The sequence below is a fragment of the Niabella terrae genome (assembly GCF_054783135.1).
Window position 1 is genome coordinate 405,484 of sequence record NZ_BAAGRD010000005.1, and the last position, 15,188, is coordinate 420,671.

Below are 15,188 nucleotides of genomic sequence, written 5' to 3' on the forward strand. Positions count from 1 at the left end.
TAATAAATGAAATTAGAAATACCGAATTATGAAATTATTGATAATTATTGTTTTCGGCATTTGCCTGCCCACCTGTCTGTTCGCACAACAGGAGTCGGCACTGCCGATCAGATTGCGGGTAGGTACTTACAATGTGGGGCATTTTAACCAGGGTATGAAAGGCGGGCTGGAAGTGCGGGGCAAAGCGCAGTATCCTAATGACAAATCAGTTACCGAAAAATATATCAAACAGGCATTACTGAGCTGGAGGAACTGGATCGGCGCGCAGGGTCTGGATATTCTCGCTGTTCAGGAATGGAACCATTATTTTGATCAGGACAGTACCTTTCTGGCTACTGACGCATTGTTGAAGCCTTATTATAGCCATATATATTTCGGGGATGCACATACCTGGATTTACAATGGTATTGCCACACATTATGCTTTGAGCAACCTCAGACAATTATACTGGCATGGCGATTATTATGCATTAATCGGTGATCTGAGAGTTGGCGGTAGAACCATACAGATTATATCGACACATATTCCCTGGCAGAAGGAGGGGCACGAAAAGGCACTAAAAGCCCTCATAGCAGAGTTAAAGAAGCTCAAATATTTTGTATGTTTTGGCGACACCAACTCTTCAGATAAGGATTTGTTAGGTTTCCCCGCCGCCGGATTTAATATGGCCAACGGCGGATCACAGGGCTGGTTCGTTACGGCTGCAGGAGATGTACTGCTTCAGGGTATGAAAGACGGACCGAACCGCCATATCGATAATATCATCACCAGCGGTAATATCAAAATCATGAAGGTTTCAGCGCCTTATACCACACTCAATGATCAGGACCATTTGCCCGTACTGGCAGATATTATTATATCTGAGTAATCGATGCTGTAGCGGTGAGCGCTTTCTGTACAACGGCAAGCTCAATTTGCTGAAAATTACGCTTGTAATATTGTTTCCTTTTTTCTAATTTTAATCAGATGGAAACAATAGTAGACAAGAAGGTCGCCGGACATTATTTCTGGGGTGAAAATTGCAGAAGTTGGGTGCTTCTGGACCAGGAAGGCCTGTCTGTCAAACAGGAACTAATGCCTGCTGCTACCCGGGAGCAATTACATTTTCACAAGAAAGCGCAGCAGCTATTCTATATTCTTAAAGGGGAAGCCAGTTTTTACCTGGAGGACAGGCGATTGCTGGTGAAAAGCCAACAATCTATTTTAGTGCATCCGGGTGCACAGCACTATATAGCGAATGAGACATTGGAAGAGCTGGAATTTCTGGTGATTTCACAGCCTTCGACGAAAGGTGACAGAACAGCTGTTTCAACGGTTTATCCCTAACTCCCTTATCGTTAAGATGCTTGGAGGTTATGCTGGGCTAGGTTTCGCTGGCATTCACGCTGGACAGCAGTAAAAGAAACCTGAAATTTGACGCCGCTATATGTAAGTCTGCACAGTTGATTATTCGACTTTCCGCATATTCACATCCACTACATTGGATGGGCCGCCAATATTATTTTCAAGAAAGGCATTGTATACGGCTTCCTGAACACCAAAGAAAACCTCGTAATAGTCATCTTCCATTTGGCGGGGATTTTCAGGGTCATAAGGTTTGATTTTAATTCTTGGCCAAAGTACCAGTATGGGACCCCCATCACTTAACTCGGTAACTTTAATTTCAGGTGCCGGGTCTTGAATAACCGCTGGAATAGTCTTCATTGCTTCAATCGCAAGGCGTCGGGCTTTAAGGATATCTGTGTCCTCGGCAACAGGGACTTTTATATCAATCCGCAGATTGTCCTGATCCGTAAAATTATTGATCACGCCTGTACTGAGCATCCCGTTGGGCATCTGGATGGTTTTGTTTTCAACAGTTAGTATAGATGTATAAACGATGCCAATTTCACTAACAATACCAAAAACGTCGTGGGCTTTAATCAAATCACCTATGCGAAACGGTTTTAGAATCAGGATCATAACGCCACCTGCAAAATTACCCAAAGTGCCATTCAGGGCACCGCCGATAGCCAGCCCTGCACCGGCTAATAGAGCCGCAAATCCGGTGATATTGATACCCAAAATGCTGATAATCATCAGCACCAGTAGTAGATTCAGGACGATACGAATGACGGAAGTAAGGAAGGTTTGTAGTGACCTGTCTACATTGTCTCTTGCTAATACCTTGTAAGACAGGCGCATGACCCATTTTATCAGCCAATAACCAATGAAAGCGATCACAAGGGCGGCTATAATTTTAGGCAGGTATTCCCCGCTCAGACGCTCCCATTTATTAAAATCTTTCAGTGCATTTACCACTTCTTTAGTCGTACTTTCCTGTAAAGCTTCTGCGCTTTGTAGTAAAAATAAACTCATTGATAATTTTTGGATTTTCTATTTCGAATCTGAAACATTCGAAATAATAGTATTTTAAACTGTCTGGCAAATGTAAGGTTTTTGCAATTATCGATCCCGACCAGAAAAAAAGGATTATTCGGGTAAATTTTACAGCGACGATTGCATTTTTATAGCAGCTATTGAAAAACTAAGCTTCTGCAATAATAGCGGAAGACAACATTAAAATAGTAAAGTGTGGAGATGCTAATATTGGTAACAGGAATATTCTGATTCAGTAGTTCAGTTCTATACTGATAGATCTTAGTTACAAGAGAATCCAAAAAGTGATTAAACGCTTTTGCATCTTCCTTTGTCCACATTGCTCTTTCAGCTTTTTGATTCCAGCGGGTGACATTCCATTTCATTAGGTAAAGCTTTATTAGCGTGTTGACTCCATACTTTCTATAATTTTCTGATGTAACCTGCGATATCCCTTTCTGCTGTATGCTCACTTTTTGCCAAATGTTCTGCTATACGATGCCGCTCTGTTTCCTTTTTGTTCTGGCTCAATTTCATTTGACCTTGTAAATCTGTTACTTCCATTTCAAAGACTACAATTCCCCTTATCATTCCTTTTTTGAATTTATCAGAAAGACTTTCCCATTGTTCGAAGTAATCCTTTTCATAGAACTGTATCATTTGTTCCAATGCACTGATTTGGGCGGCTCTGTCGTCTATAATTTTAGCTTTCCCGTAAGCGTGTACGGCAATGTAATCCCACGTGGGTACGCTTTCCCGCTTGTCATAATGAGCGGGGGAAATATACGCATGGGGCTCTGTGAAAATGACCAATGATGTATTTGCCTCAATGTATTTGCTTTGTTCGTTGGCCACTGCAAAATGCGCACTTAACATCAGCTTATCCTGACTATCATCAATGACAAAAGGTAGTTGCGTGGCAATGGGAACATTGTCTTTTACAGTGATTATGGTGGCAAAACTATATTGCTTCATGAAAGCAATTATTTCGGCATTATCCCGAAACTGAAAATGATTGGGTGTGTACATATATAATTATTAACCCCTTACAAAAACTTTTTCATCATTATATCAGTCTGCTCATCATCCCCTAATCTGAAAATATGTTTGTCAAACTCAACAAATCCGTTTTTTTTATAAAATCGGATAGCTCTCGGGTTTTCTTCCCATACGCCTAACCATACATAGCTGACCTTTTTATCATTGGCTACCTGCATTGCTTTGTTGTATAATACCTGCCCGACCTTTTTACCGTGATATTCCTGTAATACATAGATGCGTTCTATTTCAAGGCTGCTGCGGTCTTGCAATTCAGTTTGTGAAGCCCCAAGGTTCAGCTTCAGGTAACCGATGACTTTTTCATCCAAGAGGGCAAAATAGAACTCTGAGTGTTTGTTATTTAATTCTTCGGTCACCTTTTCAACAGAAAAACCATCCTCTAAATATTTTATCATATTTTCTTCGGTATTGCTTTCAGAAAAAGTTTCAAGAAATGTATTTCTGCCTATTTCCTGTAACGGTTCGATGTCGGTCAATGTTACCTTTTTGATTGTTATACTTTCCATATATCCTGAATTTATGTTCTGTTGATAAGTATTGTTGTTTTAATGGGAAACTGCTATAAGACCGATGATTGAGCCTATTGATGTAGTGATGAAAAGCATCCGTAAAAAGTGATAGGCTCTTTAAATACAAGTGTGCCCACCAATACGGTCCCAACAGTACCGATGCCCGTCCACACTGCATAAGCTGTTTCGATTGGCAATGACTGTGTTGCATTTATGAGCAATTGCATACTGATACATAACGTTACTAAAAAGCCCCGTACCATAAGTACATTTCTGTTCCCGAAGTTCTTTTGCTTTTTCAAGTCAAAATGCAAATGCTACGTCAAATAGCCCTACTATAACTAGTAAAAACCAATTCATACTTGAGTCAATGTCTTTAAATGCTCCATTCATAGTTTATCCATTCCGTGTTTTCCTTGGCCCCCAATCGTTCATAAAATCTTTTGCCGCCCTTATTCCAAGGTGCTACCGTCCATTTTATTACGGTACAGTTATTAGCTACCGCTTCTGCCTTTAAAGCATTCATCAACTGCTCGCCAATTTTTTGCCCCCTGTACATATCATCTACATAAAGCTCTTTCATATAAATTGCTGGTTTGTTCTGTGCCGTGTACGGAAGAAAATAGTACACCAGCATTCCCGCTATTTCGCTATTGACTTCTGCGACAAGGCAATGAAAATCCGGAGGATTTTTGCGGAAACCGCTTTCTCTTACTATTTCGGGCGTGATGGCGAAAACATCAATATACTTTTCAAAAACCGCTAAATCCCTCATCAGCACCCAAATGTTTTCACTGTCAGCTTCAATAGCTTTACGGATTATGAGTTCGTTATTTTTCATTTGATCTACTTATTTTTCTAAATCAAAATTAATTTTATATTGGAGTATATTCGTAGTCCAATTTTAATAAAATGGATAGTCCATTTCTCAAACATGTATTTAATCATCTGAAACTTAACCCTGAAGATGAAAGATCAATTTATCTCCAGTTGGCTGATGCAATACTGGGTTTGATAAAGCACGGACAGCTTACGTCAGGTCAGAAATTACCCTCAACCAGAGATTTGGCAAACCTGCTGAAGCTGAATAGGGTTACAGTGGTCAAAGCATTTGAAGAGCTGCAGATGCAGGGCTGGCTTGAAAGTTTTATAGGTCGCGGCACTTTTGTTTCATTGCATATTCCGGAGCTCGAACCTAAAAAACTTCTAAAAAAACCGCTGCATGACGTTCGGAAAGTAGCAGGTTTTGCGGTTAATAATCAGCAATATTTATCTAATCCTTATTTTGTACCTACCGCAGATCTCCACTTGGACGACGGCTATCCCGATCCTAGATTAGCTCCGCTTAAAGAATTGTCCAGGGCATATCGTAATCAACTGACCCGAAGCGGGCTTTACGATAGATTTGGGAGTTATAGCTTTCCCGATGGTTCGGAGATTTATAGAAAAACGATATCGTATTATTTGAATGAAACGAGGGGCCTAAAAACTTCACCGAGGAATATATTGTCAATCAGAGGAACCTTGATGGGAATTAACCTTGTTTGCACTGCTCTTCTCTTCTTAATCCTAATGATGTTGTCGTTTGCGGCATTCCGGGATGGCAGCGTGCTGAACATAATTTTGTACATGCCAAAGCAAACTATATAAGCATTTCGGTAGATGAACACGGTTTGGTTGTTGAGGAACTAAAGAATATATGTAAGCGGAGAAAGGTAAGGATGGTTTACGTGACCCCCCACCATCATTACCCTACCACAGTGTCGCTTCGTATTGACCGAAGATTGGAATTACTTCAATTGGCCAACGAATATGGCTTTATCATTTTTGAAGATGACTATGATTTCGATTTTCATTACAATCATCGGCCATTACTGCCTCTTGCTAGTGCTGATGAAAACGGAATGGTCATTTATTGTGGTTCATTCAGTAAAAGTTTATCTCCAGCTTTTCGTATGGGGTATTTGGCTGCTTCAGAAAATGTAATCGAACATCTTACCAATGTGCGTGTATTACTTGATAGGCAGGGCGACCATATTTTGGATAACGCAATGGCAGAACTGATCAACGAAGGCACAATACAACGTTACCTTAGAAAAACAGCGGCTGTATATCAAGAAAGGCGGAATCACTTTTGCAACCTATTACAAAGTGAGTTAGGCAGTGCCGTGAATTTTTCAATACCTGATGGTGGTATGACTGTATGGACTGAATTTGATAAATCTATAAACCTTGAAAAGTTGTCGCAACACGCTTATAAGAAAGGATTGTATATTTCTGACGGAAAAACACATCTATATCCGACCTATAATACAAATGGTATCAGGTTAGGTTTTGCATCTTCCTCCTTAGAAAAGTTGTCCAACAGTATAGCAATTTTAAAAGGATTAATTTAATTGAACCTCGGCGTTTTTCGTTACCCTTAGGAAATTCAACCTGATTTTACTGTTGTTTCTTGGTGTTTTCAAAAAGAAAATTAATCCAAGGCTTTGTTCTAGCATAATTCAACATTTTAAAGGTTTGTGAACTACCCATTGGCTAAAGACCAATGTGCTTCATGCTTCACAGCGATTTGCTTACTGCTCCGAGGAGTTAGAAGTCTTACGATCGCTCCACACGTGTACGCGCAAGTGCTTTACGAGGTTTTTACATCTTATACTGATGTTGCAAATATCAGTATTATACAAGAAACAATTTTGTGCCTTAGATCCCAAAAGCAAAAGACTTTTGGATTTTACGGCACTGTATATAAATGTAGAATCAAAATGCTTTTGAATCAAGTCGTTAAAGGGCTTTACAGGTTGGTATTCAAACGTTTACGACGTGTATCGTGGCGCATTTTTTTGAATGCCTGATGTGCCACGAATAAGCCACAACCTTTTTGAGTGTTTTTGAAAATTTTGAGCATCCTTCCCGAAAACGAAAAACCTGCCATCCTTTAGAATTGCAGGTTTTATCAGCTTTTGAAAAATTTGCTTTGCTTTTAGCAAAGTTGGTCCGCGGAGAGAGAGGGATTCGAACCCCCGGACCTGTTACAGTCAACGGTTTTCAAGACCGCCGCATTCGACCACTCTGCCATCTCTCCGGCGCAAATATAGTTGTGCAAATGGATATGACAAAAAGATTTTAACAGTCGGATTTTCAGCGAATGGAATTTCAGGATTCCGGGGAAAATCCGTATTGGATTTTAAAAGTCAAACTTAAGGCGCAGCCCTACACCACTATAATTCAGGTGTTGTTGAGTGACATTTTTTACGGGGATTTTCACGAAGGGTTCCAGTGAGACGGAGTTTTTACTATTGATTTTCTGTTTGTAGCCAGCTGAAAGGTTATAAAAGCCCAGGAAGGGAATGGATTCACTGGGTACTACTTCCGGATCGGAACTGATACTGGAATTACTAAAAGTAACATTCTTGTCTTCTTTAATATTCCCTTTATTGGTTTCAACAGAAACTTTGACGTCCCGGCTGTCCAGCAGGGTATAGGTCTTCCGGTCATTGATGACAATCAGTCCGGAAACCCCGCCGCTTACATAGAATTTCTTACTGATATTGTAATTCAATTCCAGTGGGATGTCGATTCCGGAGAGGGTACCTTCGACCTGCTGGATGGAAGTGGTCTGTTGCGGTGCCGTAAGGGCGTTGGTGGTGAAAGACGCCGTTTTTAAAGCTCCTTTTGGCGATTCCGCCATTGTGGCGGCAGCCGCTGGCTGAGGTTCGGGGTCAAATGACCGGGACCCGGATATCTTGGTATGAGCGATCCCGGAACTGATTTTTATTTTATCATTGATGGCGTAGCCCAGTGAGTAGCCATAACCCATACTAACGCCCAGGTCACCAAACACCGGAGAAACATAGAGACTCGACTGCCACCGTCTGGTGCCTTCCTTAGGATTAGATGTGGATTCACGGTGGGTGGCCGCCGCCAGATTTACCTGAGGTTCAGGTCGCGCAGCAGGGACGGTCTCCGGTTGGGCTTCCACAACCCTGTTTTTCCAGAAATCGACATTCGCAGGTTGCTCCTTGGAAGTGGCAGGCGTTGTCGGATTAGTGGGTTGCGGAATCCGCTCCCTTATTTGGGGTACGGCAGGTAGCCGGTTAGCAACGACCTGGTTATTGTCCCGCCACTGTACCCGGGTACTCCGGTCCGGTCGGGCATATTGCAGTGTAGTATAAGGCGGTGTGCTTAGATCGGTGGATGGTACGGTTCCGATACCCTGATCCGGTGTAGCGGGTTCAGGGCTGATGGCTGCCAAACCATTCTCTTCTGTAGCAGCAGGTTGTTGAATGGGTAGTTCAGGCGTTTGTTTTGTAGCAATGGCAGGACTGTCAGCGTTTTTTTGAGGGTTTAATGTAGAATAAATTTTCGCGAAAAGAAATACAGCAGCCAGTACCGCGGCGGCAGCAGCAGTCCATTTCAGCAGAGAGACGGTTTTGCGGCGGGGTGCCGGGCTCGGTATGGCCTGCCTGGCAAATCGCTCCCATGCGCCTTCCTGATAAGGCTCCTCATGAGCCTGAAGCACTTTTTTTATGTGGTCCAGAAATTCGTCATCAAACTGGTTCATGCTCAAAATTTTTCAAGATATAATGATTTTAAACGGCTTTTGGCCCTGGATAAATAGGACCTGCTGACATTTTCGGGTATCGAAAGTATTTTACCGATTTCTTCGTGCGAAAACCCTTCTATCTCGTATAAATTAAATATTGCTTTTTGTGTCTGGGGTAGTTCGTTGAGCAACTTAAGGATGTCCTTGGCTTCAGTTCCGGCATACTGGGCGGCGGACAGGCTCACCGGCGTCTGCTGTTCCGTGATTTCGTCGCTGGTGAATTGTATTTTCTTTTTCCTCAGGAAATCGATGGATGTTCTGGAAGCGATCCTGGCGATCCAGGCTTTAAACGAGAGCTGCAGATCTCCGGACTGTTCCAGTGCGCCGAAACTGGACACCTTGCTGAAAATTTTAATAAAACTATCATTGATCAACTCTTCAGTCGCCTGGTAGTCATTTACATAACGAATCACAACGCCTTTTACATAGCCGTAATAGGCTTTGTAAAGCGCTTCCTGGTGATGCTCCACATTCCTTTGGCACCCTCTCAGAAGTTCCTCCAGTGCTTCACAGCTTAATGCCAATGCCGATTTATTTTTCTTTTCCTTTAGGGCTGCTTTCTCTAGCAGCATGATTTCATCTTTTAATTTACGATTTCAATCTTATATTTCATTCCTGTTTCCAGACCCTCGTCTCCATCATAAATCGGTACAAAAATAAAGATCAGCCCTCATAGGTATGGTGCAGGCCGATCATCTATTCAGCATCAATTTTGAGTACAGATATAATTAATGACGATAAGCGTCTAGTTTTATTCTGGTGCCTTTTGCCTCATTGCCGCCTATATAACCACCTGTCCATAAGGTATAAATAAAGCCTTCATATAAATTCATGGTTTCTGAAGTCGCCAGCAGTTGATTGGTACCCGTTCTTTTGATTTCAAAAACAAGGTTGCCTGCTGAAAGGAAACTGATGAAATTACCGGCTTTCTTATAAGTAATATTGCTGACAATGGGCGTGGTTTCCCCTTTGACATAAAGGTCCAGTCCCGGCGCGTCGGGACTCATATTGACCAGTCGTAACCGGACGGAGTCTCTGCCTGCGGCCCGGGTACTGTCGCGAACGGAAACGGCATCCATTTTTGCTGCGGTATCCACAATAAATACGGAATAATATTTCCCTACCTCAAAGTTCAGGTCCTTGGAAAAAACCGGGTTGCTGCTGGCTGCACTGGCGTGAAATACTTTGAATTTCCGGCTACCTGGATAGGCTCGGAAATAATCCACCCGGTCGGTATAATTAAAGTAATTGACGCCCAGACGATTATCGTCCAATGCTACGTCCAGGGTGGAGAGACCGGGTGAAGCATGTACCACACTGACAGCGGCGGCATCATTCAGGGTATTGTCATAATCAGGGTTGTCCAGCATCTTGGAACAGGACCCCAGTCCGATCAGTAGACTGGTTCCTAAAATAGCTGAAAATAAAATATTGGTTTTCATTGTTTTAAAATTAAACATCACAATTCAGATTAAAAAAAGGGTACGGATTAAAAATTGTATATCAGCTGATTTTAATGGTAGAACGTAAACGGAAGGGAAAACGCAACAGGCCACCTAAAATTATCAATGGCATAACAATGGAACCGATGAGTTGGACAGGAGGGCAACTTTCTGCCTACAGGCTGATAGCGGTACCGCTGACGCGGATGGCGAAGCGTCCGCTGGCATTCATCCGTATCAGCAGGTAGTTTGCTCCGGGTTGTATCGCGGTAATACTGATGTTGTCCAGCTGGCCCAGGCCCCTGACCCCGGGCAGCAATTCCCGGTTGAGCTGGGCGCTGGCTGCAGTTTTGGCGGAATCTGCATATTGACTGAGGTCAAATTGGGCTTTTTGCGAGATTTCGGCAGTAATCCGGCGCGCAAATATCCAGTCCGCCATTTTGAGTAGCGCATCACGGGATTTGATATCAAATTCAAGTTCACGGATGCTGAATATACGCGTGGAATCATTATACGCGGGAGTTCCGGTGACATAAAAATACCCTTTATCGGTGCCGCTGAACCGGATTTCCAGGTGGAGTCGCCCTTGTTCCGCATTCCGGATCCGGCAGGATTCAAAAACGAATTTTTTACGGATGGGTCCTTTGCGGAATTCAAAAGACCGTCCCTGAAGCTGACGGCTGAGCAGTCCGCTCAGACTGTCATAACCCAGTAGTCCGTCCATAAAAATATTAAAGCCCTGTCCGGCACGTCGATCACTGATATTGGGAACGGCCTGTGACGGCGTTGCCGGTGGGCGCAACAGGATCACCGGTTGGGCGGAGAGACCAAGGTGAATACGGAGTTGATCGTTAACAGAACGGAAAGCGTTTACACGGAAGGCCTGGGGCCGGATCTGTAACCAGCCTGTCTCGTTAAGTTGATAGGGGCGGTTGAGCTGGTCCCAAATCTGCTGAAAGCGGGGCTTCAGATCGATTGTGCCGTAATTACGCTCCATTTCTGCCTTCGACAGATCCAGTTCTGCCTTGAGGGATTGCATGACAGTTTCAGTAATATCCTGGCCCCAGAAGCAAACTGTACACCGATCCAGGGGACGGGGTTCATTTCTGGTAACCCGCATCAGCACCTTATAGTTCTTTAGCAGGGTGATCTGTACGCTATAAGATACCTGAACCCGGCGCTCGGCTTCATCAAATCCACAGGTACAGGGTGGTGTCCAGGGTGTCACCGGACTGCCATTGACACATACCCGGGTTGACCCGACAATCCGGTAATAGCCGGTAAAAGCAATATCGAGTCTGGTACCGTTCAGGCTGAACTGCAGAGGACCCCGCCTGAAACTGTATTTGTACCGGGTATCACAACCATTATAGGCCCAGTTGTTCGGATATCCTGCTGAAGTAAAGAGGGTATCCACCTTGGTATCGGCCAGCCGGTAAAAGGGTTTCAGGTCAATTTCTACGGGCAGGTCCAATTCCGAAACCGGAGCGGGTTCAAATGCCAGTTCGTCGGCAGTAGGTATCAGCTGGCCGGCCACACCCCGGGGCAGGAGCAGCAGCAGTAACAGGGTCAGACAAAGGAAGCGCTGTTGCATTTCAGGCTAAAACTAAGGGATTTTAGGGCAATAACTGACATTTTTGCATATTCCGGTATAACGGCATAATCATTGAACAACTCAAGTTGTCTTCGCAAAGACAAATATTACTAAAAGGAGAAATTTAAATAATATGGGAAAAATAATCGGGATAGATTTAGGAACAACCAACAGTTGTGTCTCTGTAATGGAAGGCAATGAACCTGTTGTGATTGCAAATGATGAAGGCCGCAGAACCACACCTTCTGTGGTGGCATTCTTGAAAAACGGGGAGCGTAAAGTGGGCGATCCTGCCAAAAGACAGGCGATCACCAACCCCCAGAATACCATCATGTCGGTAAAACGTTTTATGGGGCGTCGTTTTGACGAGGTGAAAGACGAACTGACCCATGTGAGTTATAAAGTTGTAAAAGGTGATAATGATACCGTTCGTATCGATATCGATGGACGTCTGTATACCCCGCAGGAAATTTCTGCAATGACCTTACAGAAAATGAAGAAAACCGCAGAGGATTATCTGGGCCAGGAAGTTAATGAAGCGGTCATTACCGTTCCGGCTTACTTTAATGATGCCCAGCGTCAGGCGACCAAGGAGGCGGGTGAGATTGCCGGGCTGAATGTCCGCCGGATCATCAATGAGCCTACTGCAGCAGCACTGGCTTATGGATTGGATAAAGGCGGTCATGAACATAAAATTGCCGTATTTGATCTGGGTGGTGGTACTTTTGATGTATCCATCCTGGAACTGGGCGACGGCGTCTTTGAAGTAAAATCCACCAACGGGGATACGCATCTCGGAGGAGATGATTTTGACCGCGTGGTCATGGACTGGCTGGCTGACGAATTTAAGAAAGACGAAGCCATTGATCTGCGTAAAGATCCGATGGCCCTGCAGCGCCTGAAAGAAGCCGCTGAGAAAGCCAAGATCGAACTTTCCAGTTCCACAGAGACAGAAATTAACCTGCCTTATATCACTGCAGTTGACGGAGTACCGAAGCACCTGGTGGTAAAACTCACCCGCGCTAAATTCGAGCAGCTGGCAGACAGTCTTTTTGAACGATGCCTGAAGCCCTGTGAAGCAGCGCTGAAAGACGCAGGAATGTCAGCAGGAGAAATTCAGGAAGTTATTTTGGTGGGCGGTAGTACCCGGATTCCTAAAGTACAGGATATTGTAGAGAAATTTTTTGGCAAAAAGCCTAATAAGGGCGTCAACCCGGATGAAGTAGTTGCCGTAGGTGCCGCTATTCAGGGTGCTGTGTTGACCGGTGAAGTAAAGGATGTATTGCTCCTGGATGTGACGCCACTTTCGCTGGGTATTGAAACTATGGGTGGAGTAATGACGGCTTTGATTCCTTCCAATACGACCATTCCTACCAAGAAGTCGGAAGTATTCTCAACAGCCAGCGATAATCAGCCTGGTGTACAGATTCATGTGTTGCAGGGCGAGCGTTCCATGTCCAAAGACAACAAGAGCCTGGGTATTTTCAATCTGGATGGCATTCCACCGGCACCTCGTGGCGTACCGCAGATCGAAGTGACTTTTGATATCGATGCCAATGGTATCCTGCATGTCACCGCCAAGGATAAAGGCACGGGTAAGGAACAGAAAATACATATCGAAGCCGGCAGTGGTCTCAGCAAGGAAGAAGTAGAAAAGATGAAAGCCGAAGCCAAGGCCAATGAGGCAGCAGATAAGGTGGAAAAGGAAAAAATCGACAAACTCAATCAGGCCGACAGTCTGGTGTTCCAGACCGAAAAGCAGTTGAAAGAATACGGCGATAAAATTCCTGCCGATAAAAAATCAGTAATTGAATCCGAGGCAGAAAAATTAAAAGAAGCCCACAAGCAACAGGATATCGCCGGTATTGACAGCGCCATGGAAGCATTGAATGCGGCATGGACAGCCGCCAGTGAGGACCTGTATAAAGCCAGTCAGGGTCAACCCGGTGCCGAAGGCAATGGCGCACAGGGACAGGCCGGAACGAATAATGGCAGTGGCCAGGGCGATGGCGGGGCAGAAGATGTGACCGATGTCCCTTATGAAGAAGTAAAGTAACCGGCTACCGGTACAGATAATTTAACTTAAACTTCAATAAACCGCTCATTACGAGCGGTTTATTTTTTTATGTACCGCCGTATTGTCTACCGCAGGCAACGGATATGTTTTAAGTACACGCTTAAGGAATATTCTTTATCTTTCCCTATAAAACCGCGTACCATGAAACAGTGGCGTCTTCTGTTATTAGGTGTACTGGCATTCCAGGCCTGCAAGCTGATGCCCCGCGCCGATCAAAACCCCCTACAAGAAACTGAAACAAAACAACCAATGACGTTAAAATCCCATGCTGTCGACTGGCGGCAAAATGCCAGTATTTATGAAGTCAATGTCAGACAATATACGCCGGAAGGTACTTTCGAGGCCTTTGCGGCTTCGCTGCCCCGTCTCAAGGATATGGGCGTGCAGGTACTGTGGTTGATGCCGGTTACGCCCATTGCCCAGGAGAAAATGAAAGGCAGTCTGGGCAGTTATTATGCCTGCTCGGATTATACGGCCATCAATCCGGAATTTGGTAATCTGGAAGATTTTAAGAAGCTGGTGGACCGGGCACATGCCCTGGGATTGAAACTCATTATCGACTGGGTGGCCAATCATACCGGATGGGACCATGTCTGGACCCGCAGCCATCCGGATTATTATCTGAAAGATACGGCGACCGGGACTTTTCAGATAGCCAGCGGCATGGATGATATTATTGAACTGAATTACGATAATCCGGAACTGCGTCAGGCAATGATCCAGGCAATGAAATTCTGGGTGGAACAATGTGATATTGACGGCTTTCGATGTGACCTGGCTTCCTGGGTGCCGGTGGATTTCTGGCGCGAAGCCCGCCCGCAACTGGATGCCCTCAAACCCCTGTTTTGGCTGGGAGAATTTGATGAACTGGAAAATCCGGAATACGGCGCGGCTTTTGACGCCAGTTATTCCTGGAAATGGATGCATGCGACCAGGGATTTTTATCAGCAACACCAGCCACTGACGGGACTACTGGAGCTGCTGCAGCAATATAACCAACTGGGGGATAGCAGTATGCGGGCCTGGTTTACTACCAATCATGATGAGAACAGCTGGAACGGAACAGAATATGAGAAATATGGTGCCATGGCTCCTTCGCTGGCTGTATTTAGTGCCACATGGAATGGCATACCACTGGTCTATAGCGGGCAGGAGCTGCCATTGAAAGACAAAAGGCTGGCTTTTTTTGACCGGGATCCCATACCCTGGACAGGCAGGTTTGGCCTACATGATTTTTATAAAAGATTGCTGGAATTGCATCATGAAAATCCGGCACTTAGCGGCGGAGATCCTTCGGTCACTACCCATCTGCTCAATCATAATGCGCCAGATAAAGTGCTGGCCTATATCCGCCGAAAGGAGGCCCATGCCGTATTGGTACTGCTCAACTGGTCCGCCGAAGCACTGCAACTGGAACTGCAGGATGCGCAGTGGGAAGGGCAGTTTAAGGAGGCATTTACCGGCGAGACGCTGGATGCGGACGCCTTAAAATCCCTGCAACTGGAACCCTGGGCTTATCGGGTCTATGTACGGTAAGCCTCCG

The 15,188-nt window shown here is 44.6% G+C and carries 15 protein-coding genes and 1 tRNA gene; 6 read left to right on the forward strand and 10 right to left on the reverse strand.

Annotated elements, in window-relative coordinates; genetic code table 11:
* Positions 1–28: 28 nt before the first annotated feature.
* Together ACYVI9_RS07665 and ACYVI9_RS07670 are read left to right on the forward strand one after the other, a co-directional pair.
* Positions 29–868: an exonuclease/endonuclease/phosphatase family protein gene (locus ACYVI9_RS07665; protein ID WP_460762863.1), complete on the forward strand. Its 840-nt coding sequence runs from the start codon at positions 29–31 to the stop codon at positions 866–868.
* 98 nt (positions 869–966) lie between these two features.
* A complete protein-coding gene (locus tag ACYVI9_RS07670) occupies positions 967–1,326 on the forward strand; it encodes a cupin domain-containing protein (protein ID WP_460762866.1) in 360 nt (119 codons plus the stop codon).
* Positions 1,327–1,446: 120 nt separating this feature from the next.
* Here ACYVI9_RS07670 and ACYVI9_RS07675 read toward each other — a convergent pair whose 3' ends face one another.
* The 5 genes from ACYVI9_RS07675 to ACYVI9_RS07695 form a co-directional block, all read right to left on the reverse strand.
* Positions 1,447–2,358: a mechanosensitive ion channel family protein gene (locus ACYVI9_RS07675; RefSeq protein ID WP_460762869.1), complete on the reverse strand. Its 912-nt coding sequence runs from the start codon at positions 2,356–2,358 to the stop codon at positions 1,447–1,449.
* Between the two features lie 423 nt (positions 2,359–2,781).
* Positions 2,782–3,387 carry an FMN-binding negative transcriptional regulator gene (locus ACYVI9_RS07680; RefSeq protein ID WP_460762871.1) on the reverse strand — a complete coding sequence of 202 codons (606 nt, stop codon included), beginning with the start codon at positions 3,385–3,387 and terminating at the stop codon, positions 2,782–2,784.
* A gap of 17 nt (positions 3,388–3,404) precedes the next feature.
* Positions 3,405–3,923, reverse strand: a complete 519-nt coding sequence (locus tag ACYVI9_RS07685) for a GNAT family N-acetyltransferase (RefSeq protein WP_460762874.1) — start codon at positions 3,921–3,923, stop codon at positions 3,405–3,407.
* Positions 3,924–3,997: 74 nt separating this feature from the next.
* On the reverse strand, positions 3,998–4,189 hold the full coding sequence (locus ACYVI9_RS07690) for a DMT family transporter (protein ID WP_460763023.1): 192 nt from the start codon (positions 4,187–4,189) through the stop codon (positions 3,998–4,000).
* Positions 4,190–4,302: 113 nt separating this feature from the next.
* Positions 4,303–4,767 (reverse strand): GNAT family N-acetyltransferase, encoded by a 465-nt coding sequence (locus ACYVI9_RS07695; protein ID WP_460762877.1) that lies wholly within the window; start codon positions 4,765–4,767, stop codon positions 4,303–4,305.
* 71 nt (positions 4,768–4,838) lie between these two features.
* Between ACYVI9_RS07695 and ACYVI9_RS07700 the strand changes: the two genes are divergently transcribed.
* Positions 4,839–5,576 (forward strand): GntR family transcriptional regulator, encoded by a 738-nt coding sequence (locus ACYVI9_RS07700; RefSeq protein ID WP_460762880.1) that lies wholly within the window; start codon positions 4,839–4,841, stop codon positions 5,574–5,576.
* The gene (locus ACYVI9_RS07705; protein ID WP_460762883.1) at positions 5,471–6,322 is read left to right on the forward strand and encodes an aminotransferase-like domain-containing protein; all 852 of its coding nucleotides are present in this window, start codon (positions 5,471–5,473) and stop codon (positions 6,320–6,322) included. The genes ACYVI9_RS07700 and ACYVI9_RS07705 overlap by 106 nt, the downstream gene beginning before the upstream one ends.
* A gap of 604 nt (positions 6,323–6,926) precedes the next feature.
* Here the strand turns inward: ACYVI9_RS07705 and ACYVI9_RS07710 are convergent.
* The 5 genes from ACYVI9_RS07710 to ACYVI9_RS07730 form a co-directional block, all read right to left on the reverse strand.
* Positions 6,927–7,011 (reverse strand) — tRNA-Ser (locus ACYVI9_RS07710).
* Between the two features lie 102 nt (positions 7,012–7,113).
* Entirely contained in the window at positions 7,114–8,490 is a 1,377-nt protein-coding gene (locus tag ACYVI9_RS07715) for a hypothetical protein (RefSeq protein WP_460762886.1), read from the reverse strand.
* A gap of 2 nt (positions 8,491–8,492) precedes the next feature.
* Complete coding sequence (locus ACYVI9_RS07720) at positions 8,493–9,104, reverse strand: RNA polymerase sigma factor (protein WP_460762890.1); 612 nt, start codon at positions 9,102–9,104, stop codon at positions 8,493–8,495.
* 156 nt (positions 9,105–9,260) lie between these two features.
* The gene (locus tag ACYVI9_RS07725; RefSeq protein WP_460762893.1) at positions 9,261–9,974 is read right to left on the reverse strand and encodes a DUF4397 domain-containing protein; all 714 of its coding nucleotides are present in this window, start codon (positions 9,972–9,974) and stop codon (positions 9,261–9,263) included.
* A 175-nt stretch (positions 9,975–10,149) separates the two neighbouring features.
* Positions 10,150–11,568, reverse strand: coding sequence for a DUF4403 family protein (locus ACYVI9_RS07730; RefSeq protein ID WP_460762896.1), 1,419 nt, complete (start codon positions 11,566–11,568; stop codon positions 10,150–10,152).
* A 133-nt stretch (positions 11,569–11,701) separates the two neighbouring features.
* On the opposite strand from ACYVI9_RS07730, the gene dnaK reads away from it, so the two are divergent.
* Both dnaK and ACYVI9_RS07740 read left to right on the forward strand, forming a co-directional pair.
* The gene (gene dnaK, locus ACYVI9_RS07735) at positions 11,702–13,624 is read left to right on the forward strand and encodes a molecular chaperone DnaK (RefSeq protein WP_460762898.1); all 1,923 of its coding nucleotides are present in this window, start codon (positions 11,702–11,704) and stop codon (positions 13,622–13,624) included.
* 162 nt (positions 13,625–13,786) lie between these two features.
* Entirely contained in the window at positions 13,787–15,181 is a 1,395-nt protein-coding gene (locus ACYVI9_RS07740; RefSeq protein ID WP_460762900.1) for an alpha-amylase family glycosyl hydrolase, read from the forward strand.
* The last annotated feature ends 7 nt before the right edge of the window (positions 15,182–15,188 follow it).

Bases quoted from the DNA above. Each gene is read 5' to 3' on its own strand.
- ACYVI9_RS07665 (WP_460762863.1), top strand. From the start codon at position 29: ATGAAATTATTGATAATTATTGTTTTCGGCATTTGCCTGCCCACCTGT.
- ACYVI9_RS07670 (WP_460762866.1), top strand. From the start codon at position 967: ATGGAAACAATAGTAGACAAGAAGGTCGCCGGACATTATTTCTGGGGT.
- ACYVI9_RS07675 (WP_460762869.1), bottom strand. From the start codon at position 2,358: ATGAGTTTATTTTTACTACAAAGCGCAGAAGCTTTACAGGAAAGTACG.
- ACYVI9_RS07680 (WP_460762871.1), bottom strand. From the start codon at position 3,387: ATGTACACACCCAATCATTTTCAGTTTCGGGATAATGCCGAAATAATT.
- ACYVI9_RS07685 (WP_460762874.1), bottom strand. From the start codon at position 3,923: ATGGAAAGTATAACAATCAAAAAGGTAACATTGACCGACATCGAACCG.
- ACYVI9_RS07690 (WP_460763023.1), bottom strand. From the start codon at position 4,189: ATGGTACGGGGCTTTTTAGTAACGTTATGTATCAGTATGCAATTGCTC.
- ACYVI9_RS07695 (WP_460762877.1), bottom strand. From the start codon at position 4,767: ATGAAAAATAACGAACTCATAATCCGTAAAGCTATTGAAGCTGACAGT.
- ACYVI9_RS07700 (WP_460762880.1), top strand. From the start codon at position 4,839: ATGGATAGTCCATTTCTCAAACATGTATTTAATCATCTGAAACTTAAC.
- ACYVI9_RS07715 (WP_460762886.1), bottom strand. From the start codon at position 8,490: ATGAACCAGTTTGATGACGAATTTCTGGACCACATAAAAAAAGTGCTT.
- ACYVI9_RS07720 (WP_460762890.1), bottom strand. From the start codon at position 9,104: ATGCTGCTAGAGAAAGCAGCCCTAAAGGAAAAGAAAAATAAATCGGCA.
- ACYVI9_RS07725 (WP_460762893.1), bottom strand. From the start codon at position 9,974: ATGAAAACCAATATTTTATTTTCAGCTATTTTAGGAACCAGTCTACTG.
- ACYVI9_RS07730 (WP_460762896.1), bottom strand. From the start codon at position 11,568: ATGCAACAGCGCTTCCTTTGTCTGACCCTGTTACTGCTGCTGCTCCTG.
- dnaK (WP_460762898.1), top strand. From the start codon at position 11,702: ATGGGAAAAATAATCGGGATAGATTTAGGAACAACCAACAGTTGTGTC.
- ACYVI9_RS07740 (WP_460762900.1), top strand. From the start codon at position 13,787: ATGAAACAGTGGCGTCTTCTGTTATTAGGTGTACTGGCATTCCAGGCC.